General features: G+C 71.7%; 20 protein-coding genes. 13 read left to right on the forward strand and 7 right to left on the reverse strand.

From position 1 onward, the window contains the following. Positions 1-61 precede the first annotated feature (61 nt). From VFB40_RS00225 to VFB40_RS00245, 5 genes are all read left to right on the forward strand, one after another. On the forward strand, positions 62-2347 hold the full coding sequence (locus VFB40_RS00225) for an MMPL family transporter (RefSeq protein ID WP_324847176.1): 2286 nt from the start codon (positions 62-64) through the stop codon (positions 2345-2347). 308 nt (positions 2348-2655) lie between these two features. Then, positions 2656-4185: an NCS1 family nucleobase:cation symporter-1 gene (locus VFB40_RS00230; RefSeq protein WP_324847177.1), complete on the forward strand. Its 1530-nt coding sequence runs from the start codon at positions 2656-2658 to the stop codon at positions 4183-4185. 49 nt (positions 4186-4234) lie between these two features. Continuing rightward, positions 4235-5077: a nitrilase-related carbon-nitrogen hydrolase gene (locus VFB40_RS00235; protein ID WP_349261284.1), complete on the forward strand. Its 843-nt coding sequence runs from the start codon at positions 4235-4237 to the stop codon at positions 5075-5077. Positions 5078-5092: 15 nt separating this feature from the next. After that, complete coding sequence (gene hydA / locus VFB40_RS00240) at positions 5093-6496, forward strand: dihydropyrimidinase (protein WP_324847179.1); 1404 nt, start codon at positions 5093-5095, stop codon at positions 6494-6496. Between the two features lie 11 nt (positions 6497-6507). Then, positions 6508-7503, forward strand: coding sequence for a TIGR03842 family LLM class F420-dependent oxidoreductase (locus tag VFB40_RS00245; RefSeq protein WP_324847180.1), 996 nt, complete (start codon positions 6508-6510; stop codon positions 7501-7503). 635 nt (positions 7504-8138) lie between these two features. Here VFB40_RS00245 and VFB40_RS00250 read toward each other — a convergent pair. From VFB40_RS00250 to dhaK, 4 genes are all read right to left on the reverse strand, one after another. Continuing rightward, complete coding sequence (locus VFB40_RS00250) at positions 8139-8714, reverse strand: YbaK/EbsC family protein (RefSeq protein ID WP_349261280.1); 576 nt, start codon at positions 8712-8714, stop codon at positions 8139-8141. 77 nt (positions 8715-8791) lie between these two features. Beyond that, positions 8792-9178, reverse strand: coding sequence for a dihydroxyacetone kinase phosphoryl donor subunit DhaM (gene dhaM / locus VFB40_RS00255; RefSeq protein ID WP_349261285.1), 387 nt, complete (start codon positions 9176-9178; stop codon positions 8792-8794). Positions 9179-9218: 40 nt separating this feature from the next. After that, a complete protein-coding gene (dhaL, locus tag VFB40_RS00260) occupies positions 9219-9911 on the reverse strand; it encodes a dihydroxyacetone kinase subunit DhaL (RefSeq protein WP_324847183.1) in 693 nt (230 codons plus the stop codon). 3 nt (positions 9912-9914) lie between these two features. Then, positions 9915-10907 (reverse strand): dihydroxyacetone kinase subunit DhaK, encoded by a 993-nt coding sequence (dhaK, locus tag VFB40_RS00265; RefSeq protein ID WP_324847184.1) that lies wholly within the window; start codon positions 10905-10907, stop codon positions 9915-9917. Positions 10908-11053: 146 nt separating this feature from the next. Between dhaK and chrA the strand changes: the two genes are divergently transcribed. The 3 genes from chrA (at position 11054) to VFB40_RS00280 (ending at position 13794) form a co-directional block, all read left to right on the forward strand. Then, positions 11054-12259: a chromate efflux transporter gene (gene chrA, locus VFB40_RS00270; protein WP_324847185.1), complete on the forward strand. Its 1206-nt coding sequence runs from the start codon at positions 11054-11056 to the stop codon at positions 12257-12259. A gap of 55 nt (positions 12260-12314) precedes the next feature. Further along, on the forward strand, positions 12315-13352 hold the full coding sequence (locus VFB40_RS00275) for a GNAT family N-acetyltransferase (RefSeq protein ID WP_324847186.1): 1038 nt from the start codon (positions 12315-12317) through the stop codon (positions 13350-13352). Between the two features lie 163 nt (positions 13353-13515). Then, entirely contained in the window at positions 13516-13794 is a 279-nt protein-coding gene (locus tag VFB40_RS00280; protein ID WP_324847187.1) for a GlsB/YeaQ/YmgE family stress response membrane protein, read from the forward strand. A 52-nt stretch (positions 13795-13846) separates the two neighbouring features. Here VFB40_RS00280 and VFB40_RS00285 read toward each other — a convergent pair whose 3' ends face one another. From VFB40_RS00285 to VFB40_RS00295, 3 genes are all read right to left on the reverse strand, one after another. After that, positions 13847-14713, reverse strand: a complete 867-nt coding sequence (locus VFB40_RS00285; RefSeq protein WP_414641990.1) for an ABC transporter permease — start codon at positions 14711-14713, stop codon at positions 13847-13849. After that, a complete protein-coding gene (locus VFB40_RS00290) occupies positions 14710-15549 on the reverse strand; it encodes an ABC transporter ATP-binding protein (RefSeq protein ID WP_324847189.1) in 840 nt (279 codons plus the stop codon). Before VFB40_RS00290 ends, VFB40_RS00285 begins: the two co-directional genes overlap by 4 nt. A 66-nt stretch (positions 15550-15615) precedes the next feature. After that, positions 15616-16275, reverse strand: a complete 660-nt coding sequence (locus VFB40_RS00295) for a TetR/AcrR family transcriptional regulator (protein WP_324847190.1) — start codon at positions 16273-16275, stop codon at positions 15616-15618. A gap of 49 nt (positions 16276-16324) precedes the next feature. Between VFB40_RS00295 and VFB40_RS00300 the strand changes: the two genes are divergently transcribed. The 5 genes from VFB40_RS00300 to VFB40_RS00320 all read left to right on the forward strand — a co-directional run bounded on the left by VFB40_RS00300 (position 16325) and on the right by VFB40_RS00320 (position 20319). Continuing rightward, entirely contained in the window at positions 16325-17290 is a 966-nt protein-coding gene (locus VFB40_RS00300) for a pseudouridine-5'-phosphate glycosidase (protein WP_324847191.1), read from the forward strand. Then, positions 17287-18336, forward strand: coding sequence for a carbohydrate kinase family protein (locus VFB40_RS00305; protein WP_324847192.1), 1050 nt, complete (start codon positions 17287-17289; stop codon positions 18334-18336). Before VFB40_RS00300 ends, VFB40_RS00305 begins: the two co-directional genes overlap by 4 nt. A 95-nt stretch (positions 18337-18431) precedes the next feature. After that, the gene (locus VFB40_RS00310; protein WP_324847193.1) at positions 18432-19223 is read left to right on the forward strand and encodes a dienelactone hydrolase family protein; all 792 of its coding nucleotides are present in this window, start codon (positions 18432-18434) and stop codon (positions 19221-19223) included. Positions 19224-19279: 56 nt separating this feature from the next. Then, the gene (locus VFB40_RS00315; protein ID WP_324847194.1) at positions 19280-19876 is read left to right on the forward strand and encodes a hypothetical protein; all 597 of its coding nucleotides are present in this window, start codon (positions 19280-19282) and stop codon (positions 19874-19876) included. Next, positions 19873-20319: a VOC family protein gene (locus tag VFB40_RS00320; protein ID WP_324847195.1), complete on the forward strand. Its 447-nt coding sequence runs from the start codon at positions 19873-19875 to the stop codon at positions 20317-20319. The genes VFB40_RS00315 and VFB40_RS00320 overlap by 4 nt, the downstream gene beginning before the upstream one ends. Positions 20320-20380 lie beyond the last annotated feature (61 nt).

Here is a 20380-nt window from a genome sequence, read left to right on the forward strand (position 1 = left end):
GCACAACAGCACGTTTCCGCACCACGCGCGACACTCGCTGTTCGACCCCGGGAGACACCGAGTGACCGCACTCGCGCGCTGGTGCCATCGGCACCGCCTGGCCGTAGTCCTGCTCTGGATCGCCTTGCTGCTCGGCCTCGGCGCGGCGGCGGTGGCCTCGGGCAGCAAGTACTCGAGTTCGTTCTCGCTGAAGAACACCGACTCGGCCAAGGCGTACCAGTTGCTCAGCGCGGAGTTTCCGGGACAGAACGGGGATTCGGCCACCGTCGTATGGCACGACTCGGCCGGCTCGGTCCGCTCGGCCGAGGTGGAGACGCGAGTCAATGCGGCGCTCGGCGCGATAGCCCGGATGCCCGGCGTGAACGCGGTGTCGAGCCCGTACGCCGGCACCAGCGCCGGCAGCGGCCAGATCAGCGCCGACGGGCACACCGCCTACGCCTCGGTCCAGCTCGCCGACGGCAAGGCGGCCCCCTCCGCCGCCGGACTGCGCACGCTGGTGCAGACCGCGCAGCATGCCTCGACCGGCAGCCTGCAGGTCGAGGTCGGCGGCTCGGCGGTGCAGGGCACCGAGCAGAGCCCGGACTCCAACAGCGAGCTGGTCGGCATCATCGCCGCCGCGATCGTGCTGTTCGCGGTCTTCGGCTCGCTGTTCGCGATGGCGCTGCCGATCCTCACCGGGGTCGCGGGCGTCGGCGGCGGCATCCTCGCGATCGGGCTGCTCAGCCACGCGATGAACGTCGCGGACTTCGCCCCGACGCTGGGCGCGCTGATCGGCCTCGGCGTCGGGATCGACTACGCCCTGTTCATCGTCACCCGCTTCCGCTGCGCGCTGCGCTCCGGGCTGCCGGTCGGGGAGGCGATCGGCACGGCGGTCAACACCTCGGGCCGCGCGGTGCTGTTCGCGGGCGGGACGGTGTGCATCGCGCTGCTCGGGATGATGGTGCTCGGCCTCGGCTTCCTCGACGGGGTGGCGCTCGCCGCCTCGGTGACCGTCGGGTTCACCGTGCTGGCCTCGCTCACCCTGCTGCCCGCGACGCTGGGCCTGCTCGGGCTGCGGGTCTTCGGCAGGCGTGAACGGCGGCGGCTCGAACTGGGCGGCTGGAGCGAGGACACGCATGGCACCGAGGACAAGCGCGGCTGGTGGCGCCGCTGGGCCGGCTCGGTGGAGCGGCGGCCCCGGCTGATGAGCCTGCTCGCGCTGGCGATGATGGTGGTGCTCGCGGTACCGGTGCTCACCCTGCGGCTCGGCGCCTCCGACTCCGGCAACGACCCGGCGGGCACGACGACGCGCAAGGCGTACGACCTGATGGCCGGGGGCTTCGGCCCAGGCGTGAACGGTCCGCTGACGCTGGTGGCCGACCTTCCGCCCGCGAGCGGGAGCGGTGCGGCGAGCCCGGACGCGCTCGCGCAGGACAAGGCGGCGCTCTCGAACCTGGTCGTCTCGCTGGAGCGGACACCCGGCGTCGCGGCGGTGCAGGTCGGGGCCCAGTCGGCGGACGGCCGCGTCGAGGTGATCAGCGTGGTGCCGGCCAGTTCGCCCGAATCGAAGCAGACCACGAACCTGATCACCACACTGCGCGAGCAGGTGATCCCCAAGGCCGAGGCCGGCACCGGCCTGCAGGTCTACGTCGGCGGGCTGACCGCGGTCTACGCTGACTTCGCCGCGGTGCTCGGCGGCAAGCTGCCGCTGTTCGTGGGGCTGATCGCCGCGCTCGGCTTCCTGCTGCTCGTGGTCGCCTTCCGCTGCCTGCTGGTGCCGCTGACCGCCGCCGTGATGAACCTGATCGCCGCGGCCGCCTCCTTCGGCGTGGTGACCGCGTTCTTCGAGTGGGGCTGGGGCTCCGACAAGCTCGGCATGGGCGGCGCGGGACCGGTGGAGGCGTTCCTGCCGGTGATGATGGTGGCGATCCTGTTCGGCCTGTCGATGGACTATCAGGTGTTCCTGGTCTCGCGGATGCACGAGGAGTGGGTGCGGCACCGGGACAACGCCCGCGCGGTGAAGATCGGCCAGGTGGAGACCGCCCGGGTGATCACCGCGGCCGCCACCATCATGATCTGCGTGTTCTGCGCCTTCGCCTTCGGCAGCCAGCGGGTCATCGGCGAGTTCGGCATCGGCCTGGCCACCGCGGTCGCGCTGGACGCCTTCGTGCTGCGGACCGTGCTGGTCCCGGCGGTCATGCACCTGTTCGGCCGGGCCAACTGGTGGCTGCCGGCGTGGCTGGACCGGATCCTGCCGCACCTGCACGTCGAATGTGACCCACATCACACCCCCCTTCCGGCGCCGCGCCGCAAGCCGCGGGTTGGAGTTATCGCCAACGGTCCGGCGCCGGCCGCGAGTTACGACTGAACCAAGGCAGCCTGCGGGCCGCGGCGCGCGGGTTCACGCGGCCCGCGCTGTAGAAACCGACGAATTCTCCACGCGGCGTATCGCCCTGGACACGGACCGTTTGCGAGGTCCGCGGACGCCGTCAGGAAGATTTAGCGTCCGGCGTGGTTCGCCGATCTGCGGGATCGGGCATCATCTTGCCCTCCACCAGCAAGGTTCGGCGCCGATCCGACCAGCGCCCCGGGCGAGACGCCAGGGCGCCGGCCGAGCGCGCGCCGGGACGCTGGAGGTGACGGCTCCCCGTCCCACTCGCGATCGGAGCACCCGCCGTGGCCTCTCTCGAAACCGAGGGCCAGGTCGAGCTCGCCGACCCGGGCGAACTCGCCGACAGCCCGTACGCCAACCCGGAACTGCTGCCCGTCCCGCTGGCCAAGCGCACCTGGTCCCTCTACAACTACGCGGCGCTGTGGATCGGCATGTCGCACAACCTGGTCACCTACACCCTGGCCGCCAGCCTCATCGCGGCCGGGATGAACCCGGTGCAGGCGCTGATCACCATCGCGCTCGGCAACCTGATCGTGCTGGTCCCGATGCTGCTCAACAGCCACGCCGGCACCAAGTACGGGATCCCGTTCCCGGTGTTCGCCCGGGCCTTCTACGGCATCCGCGGCGCGAACCTGGCCGCGCTGCTGCGGGCGCTGGTGGCCTGCGGCTGGTTCGGCATCCAGACCTGGATCGGCGGCGAGGGCATCAGCGTCGTGGCCGGCAAGCTGTTCGGCTCCTGGTGGACGAACGCCTCCTCCGTGCTCGGGCAGCCGTGGACGCTGTGGGTCGCCTTCGCGATCTTCTGGGTGATCCAGATGGCGATCATCTGGCGCGGCATGGACACGCTGCGCCGCTTCGAGAACTGGGCCGCCCCGTTCGTGCTCGTGGTCTTCCTCGCGGTGCTCGCCTGGGTGATCTACCGCGCGGGCGGCGTCGGCTCGCTGCTCTCGCAGCCGGCCACCCTCGGCTGGGGCGGCAGGTTCTGGCCGGTGTTCTGGCCCTCGCTGATGGCGATGATCGCGTTCTGGGCCACGCTGTCGCTGAACATGCCGGACTTCACCCGCTTCTCCCGCTCGCAGCGCGGCCAGGCCTGGGGCCAGGTGCTCGGCCTGCCGACCACGATGACCTTCTTCTCGCTGATCGCGGTGATGATCTCCTCGGGCACCGCGATCATCTACGGCAAGGCGATCTGGGACCCGACCCAGCTGGCGGCCAAGTTCTCCAACCCGTTCGTGGTGACGCTCGGGCTGATCACCCTTCTGGTGGCGACCGTCTCGGTGAACGTGGCCGCGAACGTGGTCAGCCCCTCCTACGACTTCTCCAACCTCGCGCCGAAGGTGATCTCGCGGCGGGTCGGCGGCCTGATCGCCGGGGTGGTCGGGGTGGTGCTCATGCCGTGGAAGCTGCTGAGCGACCCGCATGTGTACATCTTCGACTGGCTGGACTTCTACGGCGGCGTGCTCGGCGCGGTGGCCGGGGTGCTGGTCGCAGGGTACTGGTTCGTGCGGCGCACCCGGCTGGATCCGACCGACCTGTACCGGCGCGGCGGCAGGTACTGGTTCGCGGCGGGCTGGAGCTGGCCGGCGGTGACCGCGACCGTGGTCGGCGCGGTGCTCGCGGTCGGCGGGGCGAACACGGCGCCGGGCACCTCCGGGCCGTTCCCGGCGAACGGGCTGATCCCGTTCCTCAAGCCGCTGTACTCCTACAGCTGGGCGGTCGGGTTCGGCGCCGGGCTCGTGCTCTACCTGCTGCTCGCGGCCCTGCCGCGGCGGGAAGGGGTGGCCGCACAGCCAGCGGTGGCGGCGCAGCAGTGACGAGCTTTCCATGTAATGAGTGCGGACTGTACGGAAGGGCGTGGTGAGGGTGTCGGAGATCGTGCGGGCGGCGCTGGTCCAGCAGAAGTGGACCGGCGAGAAGAAGACCATGATCGAGAACGCGGTGACGCACGTGCAGGCGGCCGCGGCGCAGGGCGCGCAGGTGGTCTGCCTGCAGGAGCTTTTCTACGGACCGTACTTCTGCCAGGTCCAGGAACCGGAGTACTTCGGCTACACCGAGGCGATCCCGGACGGGCCGACCACCCGGCTGATGCAGGAGGTGGCGCGGGAGAACGGCGTGGTGCTGATCGTGCCGATGTACGAGCACGAACAGCCCGGCGTCTACTACAACACCGCGGCCGTGATCGACGCGGACGGCACCTACCTCGGCAAGCACCGCAAGAACCACATCCCGCAGGTGCGCGGGTTCTGGGAGAAGTTCTACTTCCGGCCCGGCAACCTCGGCTATCCGATCTTCGATACCGCGGTCGGCCGGATCGGGGTCTACATCTGCTACGAGCGGCACTTCCCCGAGGGCTGGCGGGCGCTCGGTTTGGCTGGCGCGCGCATCGTGTTCAACCCCTCGGCTACCAGCAGGGGCCTGTCACAGTACCTCTGGCGCCTCGAGCAGCCGGCCGCCGCGGTCGCCAACGAGTACTTCGTCGGCGCGATCAACCGGGTCGGCGTGGAGCCGTTGGGTGACAACGACTTCTACGGCCAGTCCTACTTCGTCGACCCGCGCGGGCAGCTGGTCGGCGAGGCGGCGTCGGACACCGAAGAGGAGATCGTGGTCCGCGACCTGGACATGGGCCAGCTGCAGGAGGTACGTGACCTGTGGGCCTTCTACCGGGACCGGCGTCCTGACAGCTACGGCCCGCTGACCGAGGCCTGACGGGAAGGGGTCCAGATGAGCATCCTGATCCGCGGCGGCACGGTCGTCTCCGCGACCGGCTCGGCGCTCGCCGACGTCCTGGTCGACGGCGAGAGCATCGCCGCGCTGGCCGTCCCGAGCACCCCGCTGGCCGAGTCGTGGAGCGCGGTCGCCGGCACGGTGATCGACGCGACCGGGAAGTACGTCATCCCGGGCGGCATCGACGTGCACACGCACATGGAGCTGCCCTTCGGCGGCACCTTCGCCTCGGACACCTTCGAGACCGGGACGAGAGCGGCGGCCTGGGGCGGCACCACGACGGTCGTGGACTTCGCGGTGCAGAGCAAGGGCGCGTCGCTGCTCGCCGGGATCGAGGCCTGGCACGCCAAGGCGGAGGGCAACTGCGCGATCGACTACGGCTTCCACGCGATCGTCTCGGATGTCAACGAGGCCGCGCTCAAGGAGATGGACGCCGCGGTCGAGGCCGGGGTGACCAGCTTCAAGATGTTCATGGCGTATCCGGGCGTGTTCTACTCCACCGACGGCGAGATCTTCCTGGCGATGCAGAAGGCCAGGGCGAACGGCGCGGTCATCATGATGCACGCGGAGAACGGCATCGCGATCGACCAGCTGGTCGCGCAGGCCCTCGCAGAAGGCCGCACCGACCCGGTCTACCACGGTCTGACCCGGCCTCCAGAGCTGGAGGGCGAGGCGACCAGCCGCGCGATCCAGCTGGCGAAGGTCACCGGGGCGCCGCTGTACATCGTGCACCTGACCGCGTCGCAGGCCCTTGACGCGGTGACCGAGGCCCGCGACAGCGGCCAGAACGTCTTCGCCGAGACGTGCCCGCAGTACCTGTACCTAGCGCTCGACGATCTGGCCAAGCCGGACTTCGAGGGAGCCAAATACGTCGCCTCCCCGCCGCTGCGCCCGCGCGAGCACACCGAGGCGCTGTGGAAGGGACTGCGCACCAATGACCTGTCCGTCATCTCCACCGACCACTGCCCTTTCTGCTTCAAAGACCAGAAGGAGCTCGGCCGCGGCGACTTCTCGAAGATCCCCAACGGCATGCCGGGCGTCGAGCATCGCATGGACCTGATCTACCAGGGAGTGGCCGCCGGGAAGATCAGCAAGGAGCGGTGGGTCGAGCTGTGCTCCACCACCCCGGCGCGCATGTTCGGGCTCTACGGCCGCAAGGGCGTCATCGCGCCCGGCGCGGACGCCGACATCGTGGTCTACGACCCGGACGCGCACCAGACCATCAGCGCCGCGACGCACCACATGAACGTGGACTACTCGGCGTATGAGGGCATGGAGATCACCGGCCGGGTCGACACCGTGCTCTCGCGCGGCTCCGTGGTCATCAGCGACGGCGAGTTCCACGGCAAGGCGGGGCACGGCCGGTTCGTGCGCCGCGGCCTGTCCCAGTACCTGGTCTGAGAGGAAGCGTCATGGACTTCGGCGTCGTCCTGCAAACGGACCCCCCGGCCACCAGACTCGTCGACACGATGCGGCAGGCCGAGCAGCTCGGTTTCGGCTACGGCTGGACCTTCGACTCGACGGTTCTGTGGCAGGAGCCGTTCGTCATCTACTCGCGGATCCTGGCCGCGACCGAGCGGCTGCGCGTCGGCCCGCTGGTGACCAATCCGGGCACCCGCGACTGGTCGGTACTCGCGTCCCTGTTCGCGACGCTCAACGACATGTACGGCAACCGCACGGTCTGCGCGATCGGCCGCGGCGACTCGGCGCTGCGCGTGGTCGGCCGCAAGCCGGAGAGCCTGGCCACGGTCGGCGCGTGCATGCGCGCGGTCAAGGACCTGGCGGAAGGCAGGGAGACGCAGCTCAACGGCGTGATGGTCAAGATCCCGTGGGTGCGCGGCGGCCGATTGCCGATGTGGATGGCGGCATACGGCCCCAGGGCGCTCAAGCTGGTGGGCGAGCAGGCGGACGGCTTCGTGCTGCAATGCGCGGACCCTGACATCGCGCGCTGGACGATCGGCACGGTGCGCGACGCCGCGAAGGATGCGGGCCGCGACCCGGACACCATCACGATCTGCGTCTCAGCGCCCGCATACGTCAGCGAGGATCTGGCCCACGCCCGCGAGCAGACCCGCTGGTTCGGCGGGATGGTGGGCAACCACGTCGCGGACCTGGTGACGCGCTACGGCGCGGACGGCCCGGTGCCCAAAGCCCTGACGGACTACATCAAGGGCCGCGAGGGCTACGACTACTCCCACCACGGCCGAGCCGGCAACCCGTCGACGGACTTCGTCCCCGACGAGATCGTGGACCGCTTCTGCCTCCTCGGCCCGGCCTCCGCGCACCGCGACCGCCTCGCCGAGCTGGCCGAGCTGGGCGTCGACCAGTTCGCGCTGTACCTGATGCACGATCAGCCGGAGCAGACGCTCTGGGCGTACGGCCAGGATGTGATACCCGCGCTGCGATAGCTCGACAAGCAGCTGCACCTTGTCTCGCTCAGCTGGGCAACCACCGAACTGTCCCGCTCAACGGGACAACCGGTTGGCTGTCCCGTTGAGCGGGACAACCGCGCCGTAGCCGCGCGCTCCGCCACCTCGCTTCGCTCGGCGGCTCCGCACGCTGAAGAGCACCACCCGCCCACCCTGCTCCGCGTCCTCGCTGGCGCTCGGGCGCTACGCGAACCGAACGCGCTGCCGCGCACGCGCTGCGCGCTGGACGCTTCGCTAGGCCCGCGCTCAGTGCGCGACCGTCGAGGATCCCTGGGCCAGAGTGCGCAATCTCGATCCCACGGCGCGGACGCTGAGCTATTGCGCCGACAAGCCGGTTCCGGGAGAGGGACGGGAACCGAGCCAGGATGGGGCCGCAGCCGCCGAGCGCTAGCGAGGCGGCGTGCACCGCAGTGCAGCGAAGCGTTCAGCGCGCAGCGCGTGCGCGGCAGCGCGTCACGTTCGCGTAGCGCCCGAGCGCCAGCGAGGACGCGGAGCAGGGTGGGCGGGTGGTGCTCTTCAGCGCGCAGCGCGTTAGCCGTAGGCATAATCACAACCCGGCGAGGCCGCCCGACCGGTTGTCCAGCTGAGCGAGACAGGTCAGGCGCGCGGCGCGTTCACTGCGTTGCCGGGGCGCCCGGAACCGTGCCGAGGCCGGGCAGTACTTCGGCGCCGGGCAGAGCGGCGAGGGCGGATCCGGGCAGCCAGAGCTTTGAGCCGCGGATGCCGGAGCCGACCACGACGCGGGGCGCGGCGGCGACGGCCTCGTCGATGAGGATCGGCCAGTCGGCGGGCAGGCCGACCGGGGTGATGCCGCCGTACTCCATGCCGGTGAGCTCGACCGCCTCGCCCATCGGCGCGAAGGAGATCTTACGGGCGCCGAGGTGACGCCGGGCCAGTCCGTTGATGTCGGCGCGGGTGGTGGCGAGCACGAGGCAGGCCGCGTAGGTGGTCTGGCCGGCCCGTTTGGCCGCGACGACGACGCAGTTGGCGGATTCGTCGAGACCGACGCCGTACTCGGCGCAGAATGCGGCGGTGTCCGCGAGCGCGGGGTCGATCGCGCCGACCTGGATCTCGGGCAGCGGGAGGGCGGCGGCGTGCTCGGCGAGGGCCTTGGCGGTCGGCGCGGCGAGCAGTTCGGGGTGATCGGCGGCGGGATGCAGGACGACGTTCACGGTCACGGGTCCCAGCATGCCACGCGGCGGGAGTCGGATATTGCGGCGACGGTGTCAGGCCTTGCGACGGCGAGAACGAGGGGCGAAGGACGAGGTCAGAGCTTGCGGAAATCGCGGGCTTCCTCGGCTGCCGCGCGGACCGCGTCGAGGTCGGCGCCCGCCGCAGCCGCTACCGCCGCCGAGACGGCGCCCTCCACCAGCGGCGCGTCGGCGAGAACCACCGGGCCGGGCAGGTCGGCGGCGTCATCGAGCAGGAGCTTGACCGTGAGCACGGCACTGCCGAGGTCGGCGAGTATGACAACCCCGGCACCGCGATCCGCCGACCGCACGGCCTGCTCGATGAGCTCGATGCTGGTGCCGAGGCCGCCCTCCGGCAGGCCGCCGGCCGGTTCGATCGGCGCCTCGCCGCCGAGCTGGCGCGCCAGCTCGGTGACTCCCTCAGCCAGACGCGCACTGTGCGAGACCAGGACCAAGCCGACCATCCCGGCAGCCTGCGCGTCCGTGCGTTGTTGCTGATGTTGCTCAGTCACTGTCCGAACCATTCGATGCGCCGTCAGATGCCGCGGCGACGGCGGTGTCGCGCAACGCGGTGAGGATCACGACCGTGGACGCCGCCCCCGGATCCTCGTGGCCGATGCTGCGCGGGCCGAGGTAGCTCGCGCGGCCCTTCGAGGCCTGCATCGGGATCGTCGCCTCGGCTCCCGTCCGCGCCGCGTCGACCATTGCCGAGAGCGCGTCGAGCAGCGGCGTCGCCTTCGACGCCGCGTCGTTCAGCGCGGCGACCGCCGGGGCGAGCGCGTCGACCATGGTCTTGTCGCCGTCGCGGGCCGCGCCGAGCTTGCGGATCGCGGCGAGCGCCGCGTCGAGGGCGGAGGCGAGGCCGGGCAGGTCGGTCTCAGGGGTGTCGCCGAGGGCGCTGCCCGCGCGGCGGAACGCGGTGCCGTACAGCGGGCCCGAGGCGCCGCCTACCTTCGAGATCAATGTGGTGCCGGTGAGCGAGAGAACCGTGGCGGGCGTGCGCGGGCTCGTGGTGTCCAGCACGCGCATCACGCCGGCGAAGCCTCGGTCGAGGTTCGTGCCGTGGTCTCCGTCGCCGATCGCCGCGTCGAGTTCGGTCAGGCGAACCCGGTCGGCCTCGATCGCGGCGGCGGCGCGGGTGATCCACGCGGTGAAGAAGGCGGTGTCCAAGGCGGGCGCGGCCGGTGACGTGGTCAACGGCTACCGTCCCCAGCGCAGCGCGGGCGTCTGTACCGGCGCGTCCCACAGCTCGGTGAACTGCTCGGTGAGGCGGCAGACCGTCAGCGAGAAGCCCTGCATCTCCAGGCTGGTGATGTAGTTGCCCACCAGGTTGCGCGCGATCGTGACGCCCCGGTCCGCCAGCAGCCGCTGCACTTCGCGGTAGACGATGTAGAGCTCGATCAGCGGCGTTCCGCCCATGCCGTTGACCATGACGAGCACGTTGCCGCTCAACGGCATGTCGTCGCTGATCGCATCGAGTGCCGTCTCCGCCAGCTGCGCCGCGGAGGCGATCGGGCCGCGGCGGCGGCCGGGTTCGCCGTGGATGCCGACGCCGATCTCGATCTCTGATTCGTCGAGCGTGAAGCCGGGCCGGCCGGAGGCCGGGGTGGTCGCGGCGCTCAGCGCGATGCCGAAGGAGCGGCTGCGCGCGTTGACCTCCTCGGCCACGGCCGCGACGGCGGCCAGGTCCGCGCCCTGCTCGGCGAGCGCGCCGGCGATCTTCTCGACGAACACGGTGGCGCCGGTGCCGCGCCGCCCGGCCGTGTAGAGCGAGTCCTCGACCGCGACGTCGTCGTTGACGAGGACGGAGCGCACCTCCACGCCCTCGTCCCCGGCCAGTTCCTCGGCCATCTGGAAGTTGAGCACGTCGCCGGTGTAGTTCTTCACGATCTGCAGCACGCCGGCGCCGCCGTTGACGGCCTTCGCGGCGGCGAGCATCTGGTCGGGCACCGGGGAGGTGAACACCTCTCCTGGGCAGGCCGCGTCGAGCATCCCGTAGCCGACGAAGCCGGCGTGCAGCGGCTCGTGCCCGGAGCCGCCCCCGCTGACCAGGCCGACCTTTCCGGGACGCGGGCCCTGGGCGCGCGTGACCACCCGGTTCTCCAGGTCCACGGCGAGCAAGGGGTGCGCGGCGGCCAGCCCCTCGAGCGCGTCGGCGACTACCTTGTCGGGCGCGTTGATCAGCTTCTTCACGCCTCCAGATTATGCCCGCACCCGATCGCCGCGGCGTGACTCGGGCCCGAAGCGGGGGTGGCGCGCGCCGGTCGGGGATGCGGCGGCACGACGGTATTGTCTGGTCATTGCTACTTCCCGCTGGTGACCACCGCCGAGGACTCCCGTTGACCGATTCGCAGACGCCGCATGCGCCCGCTCCGGCCATCGGCGAGGCGCAGCGCCCGCCCGAGCGGGTAGGTCTGGGCACGATCGCGCGCGAGTGGGGGCGGATCGGCTGCATCGGCTTCGGGGGTCCTCCGGCGCACATCGCGCTGCTGCGGCGGCTGTGCGTCGAAGAACGCTGCTGGCTGGGCGCGGAGGAGTTCGAGGACGCGATCGCCGCGACGAACCTGCTGCCGGGGCCGGCCTCGACGCAGCTGGCGATCCTGTGCGCGTGGCGGCTGCGGCGCGTGCCCGGTGCGATCGTCGGCGGGCTGTGCTTCATCCTGCCGGGCCTCGCGATCATCATCGGGCTCTCGGCGCTGTTCCTGTCCGGGCACCCGCCGCTGTGGGTTCGCGGCGCGGCGGCCGGTGCGGGATCGGCCGTGGCGGCGGTCGCGCTGAATGCGGCGGCGATGCTGCTGCCGGCCAGCCGGCGCCGGGCGCACCGTCCGGGGCAGCGGCGTCGGTGGACCGCGTACCTGGTGATCGGCGCGGCCGCGGCGATCGTGCTCGGGCCCTATCTCGTGCTGGTGCTGCTCGGGTGCGGCATCGCGGAGACGCTGTGGCGCAGGCGGGCCGCGCTGCCGGCGCAGGTATCGCTGTGGCCGCTCGCCGCCGGCGCGGTGCCCGCAGCCGCCGGGCTCGGCGGCCTGATCTGGACCGCGTTCAAGGTGGGTGCGCTGTCATACGGCGGCGGATTCGTCATCATCCCGCTAATGCAGGCGGACGCGGTGCACCGATATCACTTCCTGACGGCGCTTCAGTTCACCACTGCCGTGGCGCTCGGTCAGATCACGCCGGGCCCGGTGGTCCAGACGGTCGCGGTCGTCGGGTACGGCGCCGCCGGGGTGCTCGGCGCGCTGCTGGCCGCGGCGGTCGCGTTCTCGCCCTCGTTCCTGTTCGTCTTCTTCGGCGCGAGCCGCTTCGACCGGCTGCGCGGCAGCGAGTCAGTACAGGCGTTCCTGGACGGCGCAGGCCCGGCGACGATCGGCGCCATCGGCGGGTCGGCGTTCACACTCGGGAAGGCGCTGACCGAGCCGTGGCAGTTCGCGGTGCTCGCGGCGGCCGGGCTGTGGCTGCTGGTGCTGCGGCGCGGCGTGGTCAGCGCGCTGCTCGGCGCCAGCGCGCTGGGCGTCGTCGCCGCGCTGGTCGGACTGGCGCTGTCCTGACCGGCGCCCGCCGCACCGCCGACCCCGCGCCGCCGAGCGCGCGCTGGAAATCCGGTTGCCGGGCAACGAGGGCGATGGAACCGTGCAGGTTGTGGACATCGCGTGGCGTGCGCTCATCGAGCAGGACATCCCGGTGTGGGCCCAGTTCGGCCGTGCGGTTGAAGAAGTCGACCACGAGGACGAGCACTACGGCGAAGACGACCTGGCCGAGATCTTCGCCGAGCCGCTGTTCGATCCGCAGCGCGGATCGCTGGCCGGGTTCTGCGGCGGGCAGATGGTCGCCTTCGGCATGCTGCGTGTGCGCCCCGCGGTCGATGAGATCCACCGGATGGGCTTCCACGGCGCCGTTCACCCGGCCTATCGCGGACGCGGTCTCGGCACCGAGCTGATGCGTTGGGCGGCTGAGGCGGCGCGGCCGCTGCACGGAGAGCGGCATCCGGACAGCCGGCTGGTGCTGAACACCGGCTGCACCTCGACGAACGAGGCGGCCGGCGCGCTCTTGAAGCGGCTCGGATACGAGCCGGTCCGGTACTACTACGGCATGTACACCTCGCTCGCCGCGGAGCCGCCGCGGGTGGGGCCGATTGAGGGCATTGACATCGTGCCGTACGCGGCGGAACTGGACGAGCAGGTCCGCGTCGCGAAGAACGCCGCGTTCCAAGACCACTGGGGTACGACCCCGGCCCTTCCGGAATCGTGGCGGGCCACCTTCCGGGACAGCGTCAGCTTCCGCCCCGACCTCTCGTTCCTCGCCTTGCGCGCCGAGGAGGCGCCACATGATGCGGGCCAAGGCGAGGCGGCGGGTTCCGGGCGCGTCGTCGGCTTCGCGATGACGAAGTACTCCAAGGCCAAGACGGAGGCGACCGGCGAGCGCGACGCGCATGTCACGATCCTCGGCACGCTGCGGGAGGCGCGCCGCCGCGGGATCGCGCGCGCGCTACTGATGAGGGTGCTGCACACCGCGCGCGAGGCGGGCTTCGACACCGCATCGCTGGGCGTGGATTCGCAGAACCCAACCGGCGCCCTCGGCATTTACGAGCGCACGGGATTCACCGTGAAACGCACCTGGATCAACTACGCGCGGGAGCTCTAGGCGCGCATCCCCCGCGTCGATTCAGCCAGACGGTGAGCCGCTCACTCTTTCGGCGCAGCTGCGTGGGCCGTCGGCCCGGCTGGGTACCCAGACTGGTGAGGGTGGTTGACACCCGACCCGGCCCGCATCCGGCCGGTCCGCGCGGCGAGTGGAGGCTCAGCTCATGTTCCAGATTCTGTGGTCGCTGATCGCCGGCTTGGTCATCGGCGGCCTGGCGCGGCTGCTGCTGCCGGGCAAGCAGGCCATCCCGGTGTGGCTTACGGTGCTGCTCGGCATCGCCGGGGCGTTCCTCGGCAACGGCATCGCCTCGTGGATCGGCGTGCGGCACACCGGCGGCGTCGACTGGATCCGGCACATTCTGCAGATCGGCGTCGCGATGGCGCTGATCGCGGCCCTCGCCCCGGTCTGGGCGAACCGGGGCAAGAGCCACACCAGGGCGTAGCGCGGCGCTGGCGCGGGCGTCGTCGGCGCGGGCATCGTCGGCGCGGTGGCGGTCAGGCAGTACGCCGCCGCAGCGTGACGGCGCCCAGCGCGAGCGCGACGACGGTGATGCCGGCGATGACGATCAGGTCCCTGACGACCAGGCCGCTGACGCCGCTCTGCGCGGTCAGCCGGTTCATCGCGTCGACCGCGTAGGACAGCGGCATCACGTCGGAGAGCCAGCGCAGCACGGTCTGCATGTTCTCGCGCGGTGTGAACAGCCCGCACAGCAGGAACTGCGGCAGGATGAACGCGGGCAGGAACTGCACGGCCTGGAATTCGGTGGCCGCGAACGCCGAGACGAACAGGCCGAGCGCGGTGCCCAGGATCCCGTCCGCGAGCGCCACCACGAACAGCAGCCAGGTCGGGCCGCTGACGTGCAGGCCGAGCGGACCGAGGGTGAGGCCGAAGGCGACGGCGGCCTGGAGCAGGGCCAGCGCGCCGAAGGCGAGGGCGTAGCCGAGCAGCAGGTCGAGTTTGGCCAGCGGCATGGTCAGCAGCCGCTCCAGGGTGCCGCTGGACCGCTCGCGCAGCGTGGCGACCGAGGTGACCAGGAACATCACGATCAGCGGGAAGATGCCGAGCAGCGGCGCCCCGGAGTGGTCGAAGGTCCGCGGCTGCGCGTCGAAGACGTACTTGAGCAGCACCAGCAGGACGCACGGCACGATGATCAGCAGGCCGATCGTGCGCGGATCGTGCCGCAACTGGGCGAGCACGCGGCCGGCCGTGGCGACGGTTCGCCGGACGCTGGCACGTGCTCGGCCACTGGTCGCAGAATCCTGAGTCGGCGTCGGAGTCGCGGCGGGTGCCGCAGCGGGCGTGACGGACGGCGAGTGCGCGGCGGCTTGCTCGGACGCCGGTGCTGGAGTCGACTGGCTCACCGGGTTGCTCCCTTCACCGGCTCGGGCTGATCGGACGACTGCGCATCAGAGCCCGCTACCGTCGTAGAGCCCTGTTTCGCCACGAGCGCGAGGAAGGCCGCTTCGATCTCGCTCGCGCCGGTGCGGGCGAGCAGCGCCGCGGGCGTGTCGTCGGCGATGATCTCGCCGTCGCGCATCAGCAGCAGGTTTCCGCAGCGGGTGGCCTCGTCCATGACGTGGCTGGAGATCAGCAGCGTGGCGCCGTCCGCGGCGAGAGCGTGGAACAGGTCCCACAGCTCGGTCCGGAGCACCGGATCGAGTCCGACCGTCGGCTCGTCGAGCACCAGCAGCTCCGGAGCGCCGAGCAGTGCGGCGGCGAGCGAGACGCGTGCCCGCTGCCCTCCGGAGAGCCGCGAGACGAGGTCGCGCTCGCGGCCCTGGAGCCCGACCTGCTCGATGACGCGCTGGACGTCGTCGCGCGGGACTCCGAGGATCGCCGCGAAGTACCGCAGGTTCTCGGCGATCGACAGGTCCGCGTAGACGGAGGGCGCCTGCGTTACGTAGCCGACCCGATGCCGCAGCTGCCTATCTCCGGCGGGGCGGCCGAGCACCCGGACCTCGCCGCCGGCCACCTTCTGCACGCCGACGATCGCGCGCATGAACGTGCTCTTGCCGCAGCCGCTCGGCCCGAGCAGACCGGTGACCGTGCCGCGCGCAATGGCGACGCTGATGCCCTTGAGCACGGACCGTCCGCCGCGCACGACGCGCAGGTCGCGTACGTCGACGGCTGGTGCGGGCGCGGTCCGCGCCGCCGCGTCGGCGGGCGCGGAGGCGGCCGCGCCGGAGAAATTAACCATGCGATTAGTTTTGAGCTTGGGCGGCGCGCTGTCAAACCGCCGCACGGGCTCGGCGCGGCGTCGCCTTCAGCCCACCAGATAGCGCTGCAGGGTGGGTGCGAGCAGCGCGACGAGCTCCTCGACCGGCGCCGAGGCCAGCGGTTCGACGGCGAGCAGGTAGCGCCCCATGATCAGCCCGACGATCTGAGTCATCGCCAGCTCGGCGCGCAGTTCCGGCTGCGGCGCGTCGAGGGCCGCGGCGATCGGGCCGGCCACCTCGCGGGCGATGAAGCCGCGCAGCAGCCGGGCCATCTGCTCGTTCGTGGCCGCGGCGCGCAGGACCGCGAGCACGCGTTCGCGGGCCGCCGCCTGCTCGAGCAGCCCGAAGGCGAAGCGGACCAGCCGCTCGCCGACGCGGCCGCGGTCGCCGTCGACGACCCGGATGACCAGCTCCCGCGGCTGTAGCGGGAAGTCGAGGGCGGCGAGGAAGAGCTGGTCCTTGGTGCCGAAGTAGTGGTGCAGCAGCGCGGAGTTGACCTCGGCGGCGCGGGCGATCGCCCGCATGCTGGTGTTCTCGTAGCCGCGCGCGGCGAACTCGGCGCGGGCCGCGACCAGGATGTCCTGCCGGGTGTCGGCGCCTCCTGGCCGCCGGCCCGGCTTGCGGCCGGCCGCCGGGCGCGCCGCCGGCCGCGTCTTCGCGGCCTCGGCTGCGGTCCCCGTCGCGTCGGCGTCACGCTGTGCGTTCACCGCTTCATTATCGCCGCGCCGGCGAAGTCTGACGGATAAGATGATCGACATGGACGTACGCGGGCTGACTCACTCCTCCTCCGTCGCCGCCCTCGAGGTCGCGCCGCAGGTCGCGCAGGCGCTGGCGCGGGGCGCCGCGGTGGTCGCGCTGGAGTCGACGATCATCAGCCACGGCCTGCCGCGGCCGGACAACCTGCGCGTCGCACGCGAGATCGAGGAGGCGGTGCGCGCCTCCGGCGCCGTGCCGGCGACCATCGCGGTCGTGGACGGGGTCGCGCGCGTCGGGCTCGACGAAGCCGCGCTGGCGGCCATCGCCGAGCGCGACGACGTGGCGAAGGCCAGCGTGCGTGACCTCGGCTTCGTCGTGGCGAGGGGCGGCAGCGCGGCGACGACGGTGGCGGCGACCGCGCATCTGGCCGAGCGGGCCGGCATCCGGATGTTCGCCACCGGCGGGCTCGGCGGCGTGCACCGCGGCGCGCGGGAGAGCTGGGACGAGTCGGCGGACCTGGTCGCGCTGGCCCGCACCGGCATCGCCGTGGTGTGCTCGGGAGTGAAGTCGATCCTTGACGTGGCGGCGACGCTCGAACGCCTGGAGAGCCTGAACGTGCCGGTCGTCGGATACGGCACGAACGCCTTCCCGGGCTTCTACATCAGCGACTCCGGGCACCGGATCGACTGGCGGGCCGACTCGCCGGCCGAGGTCGCGGCGGTCATCCGGGCCCGCGACGCGCTCGGGCTCTCCCATCAGGGCCTTGTCATCGCGAACCCGCTGCCGGAGGATGAGCAGCTCGACGCGGAGCTGCACGAGCGAGTCCTCGAGGAAGCCCTCGAACAGCTGGACGCGCAGGGCGTCACCGGCAAGGCGGTCACGCCGTTCCTGCTGGACTTCTTCCACCGGCACACCGGGGGCGAGAGCCTGCGCGCGAACGTGCGGCTGGTGCTGCGCAACGCCGCGCTCGCCGGGCAGATCGCCGCCGAGCTGGCGCGCGGCGCGGCCGGCGCCGACCCGGAGTGAACCGATCCGCCGCCGGCGCCGCCGCGCCCGATCAGGACCCTGCCGGAACCGAGGCCTCAGATCAGCCTGCTGCGAAGGCCGCCTCGGGAGCGCCGACCGTGGTGCTGCTCGGCGACGTCATGACGGACCTGGTGGCGCGGCTCGCCGGTCCGCTGGTCCCGGCGAGCGACAGTCCGGCCCGCATCAGCGTCGAAGGCGGCGGGGCCGCGGCGAACACGGCCAGCTGGCTGGCCGGCCTCGGCGCGCGCAGCGTGCTGCTGGGGCGCGTCGGCGATGACGCGGCCGGCCGCGCGGCGGCGAACGGCCTGCGCGCGCACGGCGTCGAGACCCGGTTCGCGATCGACCGCCAGCGGCCGACCGGCACGGTGATCGTGCTGGTCGAGCCCGGCGGCGAGCGCACGATGGTGCCCGACGCCGGCGCGAACGAAGCGCTGACGGCTGACGACCTGCCGTACGACGTCTTCACATCGGGAGCGCACCTGCACCTGTCCGGCTACACCCTGCTGCGCCCGAGCAGCCGCGAGGCCGCCCTCGCCGCCCTGGACCTGGCCCACGAGGCCGGCATGACCACGTCCGTGGACGCCGCGTCGGTCGGGCCGCTGGAGACGGCCGGCGCCGAACGCTTCCTCGACTGGATCAACGGAATCGACGTGCTGTTCGCGAATCAAGCCGAGGCGCGCACCCTCGCCTCGGCCGCGCACTCGGCGCCGCCCCCGATCGCAGCGACCGATCAATCCCCGGCCACGATCCACCGGTTGAATTCGGTCTCTGCGGCGCGCGCCATCGCCGAACACTGCGGCTTGGCGGTGGTCAAGCTCGGCGCGTTCGGAGCTCTGGCCTGTAGCTCGACCGGCGACTACGAATACGTAGACGCCGTGCCGCTCGGCGCCGACGTCGCCATCGACAGCACCGGCGCGGGCGACGCCTTCGCGGCCGGGTTCCTCCGGCAATGGCTGACGACGCCGTCCCTCGCCGAGGCGCTGCGCTCCGGATGCGTACTCGCCGCCCGGGCCGTCCGCATGGTCGGCGCGCGATCCGTCTCCTAGGCCACGACCCGCGTGTACCGAATCGCAATCCACTTAATCTAGACAAAAATATCTATATGTGATATAGTGTCAGTTTCTCCATTTAACATGTCGGCATGTGTTACGACGCAGACGCCGTTCCGCCGTTCCACGGCCCGCCGCTCACTCCCGCTTCCAGCACCGAGCTGCGGCTCACCGCCACCGATGGCGCCCCGCTCGCGGCCTTCCGTTCGCTGCCCGACGCCCCGGCCGGCCCGGCGATGCTGGTGCTGCCGGACAACCGCGGCCTGTCCCGCTTCTACGAGCAGCTCACCCGGCGCCTGGCCGAACAGGGCCTGCCGGCGCTCGCGATCGACTACTTCGGGCGCAGCGCGGGACCCGGATACCGGGACCGCCCGGCCGAGTTCGCCGGGCTGCCGAACCTCATGCCGCACCTGGCCGCGCTCACCCGCGACGGGCTGTTCGCCGACTTCGACGCGGCGCTCGCCCACCTGCGCGGGCTCCCGGGCGGGCGGCGGCGCGCCGTGATCTCGCTCGGGTTCTGCATGGGCGGGCGGTTCGCGTTCATGACCGCGCACCGGCGCTTCGCGCTGGCCGGGGCGATCGGGTTGTACGGCTTCCCGGATTCGCTACGCGGCGCGCCCGGGCCGATCCAGCTCGCGCCCGACCTGACGGCGCCGATCCTCGGCATGTTCGCCGGAGACGACGAGGGCATCCCGGCCGGCATGGTCGCCGCCTTCGACGACGCGCTCGCGGCCGCGGGCAACCAGCGCGAGATCATCACGTATCCGGGCACGACGCACGGGTTCTTCGAAGCCGGAGCCGGGGCGTTCGAGCAAGAGTGCGCCGACGTCTGGCGCAGGGTGCTCGGCTTCGCGCGCGAGCACGCGAATCTCGGCGGCGACTGAGCCGGGACGGCGGCGGCGGCCGCCGCGGCGGCATCGGCCCGACTTATGCTGGGCCGATGCCGAGCACTCCGATCCGCATCACGGCCCGCGAGTTCCAGCTCGTGCTGCTGCGCCGGATGGCCGACTACCACCCCGAGCTGGTCGAGCAGGCCCGCCGCGAGCTGGACGCCAGCGTCACCGAGATGCGCGAAGTCAACGCGCACTGGCAGCGGATGCAGCGGTCCCGCTCGTATCGCGGCGGCCTGGCGGCGCTGCGCGGCTTCCTCGGCGCCCCAATCGCCGAAGCGGAGCAGCGCCTCGGCGACGTCACCTGCCGGACCACCCGCTGGAAGCTACCGCTGTGGCCCGACCTGCTGTACGAGGCGCTGACCGGAATCGGCACTGCGGTACTGGCCGAACAGCTGGTGCGCGATCCCGCGTTCCCGCCGCCACGGCTGGAGAGCATCGGCGATCTCAAGCCGTGGTCCTGCGTCATCGGGGACGTGGAACGGGCGTTCGGCCCGGTGCGGCATCGCGACGGTTCCGCGCCGAGCCGCTGGACCATGGACTTCACCGCGCCCGACGCTGAGGGCAAGCCGGTCGCGGCGAGCGCCGAATTCGTCTGGGGCCTACTGCAAAGCGTCCGCGGCATCGACGGGAGCGAATTGCGATGAATGATCAGACCGGGCCGGATTCAGATGCCGGCGCGAACACCGCAGCGACGATCGGCGTCGCCGAGTTGCGGCTGGTGGTCACCGCGGAGGATTACGAGGCGGCACTCGCGTTCTACCGCGACACCCTCGGATTACCGCAGCGGGCGGCTTTTTCGTCACCGGGCGGCCGCGTGACGATCCTGGAAGCGGGCCGGGCCACGCTGGAGATCGCCGACCCGCCGCACGCGCGTTACATCGACGAGGTGGAGGTGGGCCACCGCGCCGCCGGGCACATCCGCGTGGCGTTCCAGGTCGCGGACGCGGAGAGCGCTACTCAGGTCGCGGCTGAGGCGGGGGCGAGCGTCGTGGCGCGTCCGGTGCTCACTCCGTGGAACTCGCGCAACGCGCGCCTCGACGGGCCGGCCGGATTGCAGCTGACGCTCTTCGAAGAACTGGACGGATAGCGGGCCGGGCGGCTCGGGCCGGGCGGTTCAGTTCGGTTCGGGCGGTTCGGCTCAGACGCCC

The organism is Actinocrinis sp., from assembly GCF_035650855.1.
Classification (GTDB): domain Bacteria; phylum Actinomycetota; class Actinomycetes; order Streptomycetales; family Catenulisporaceae; genus Actinocrinis.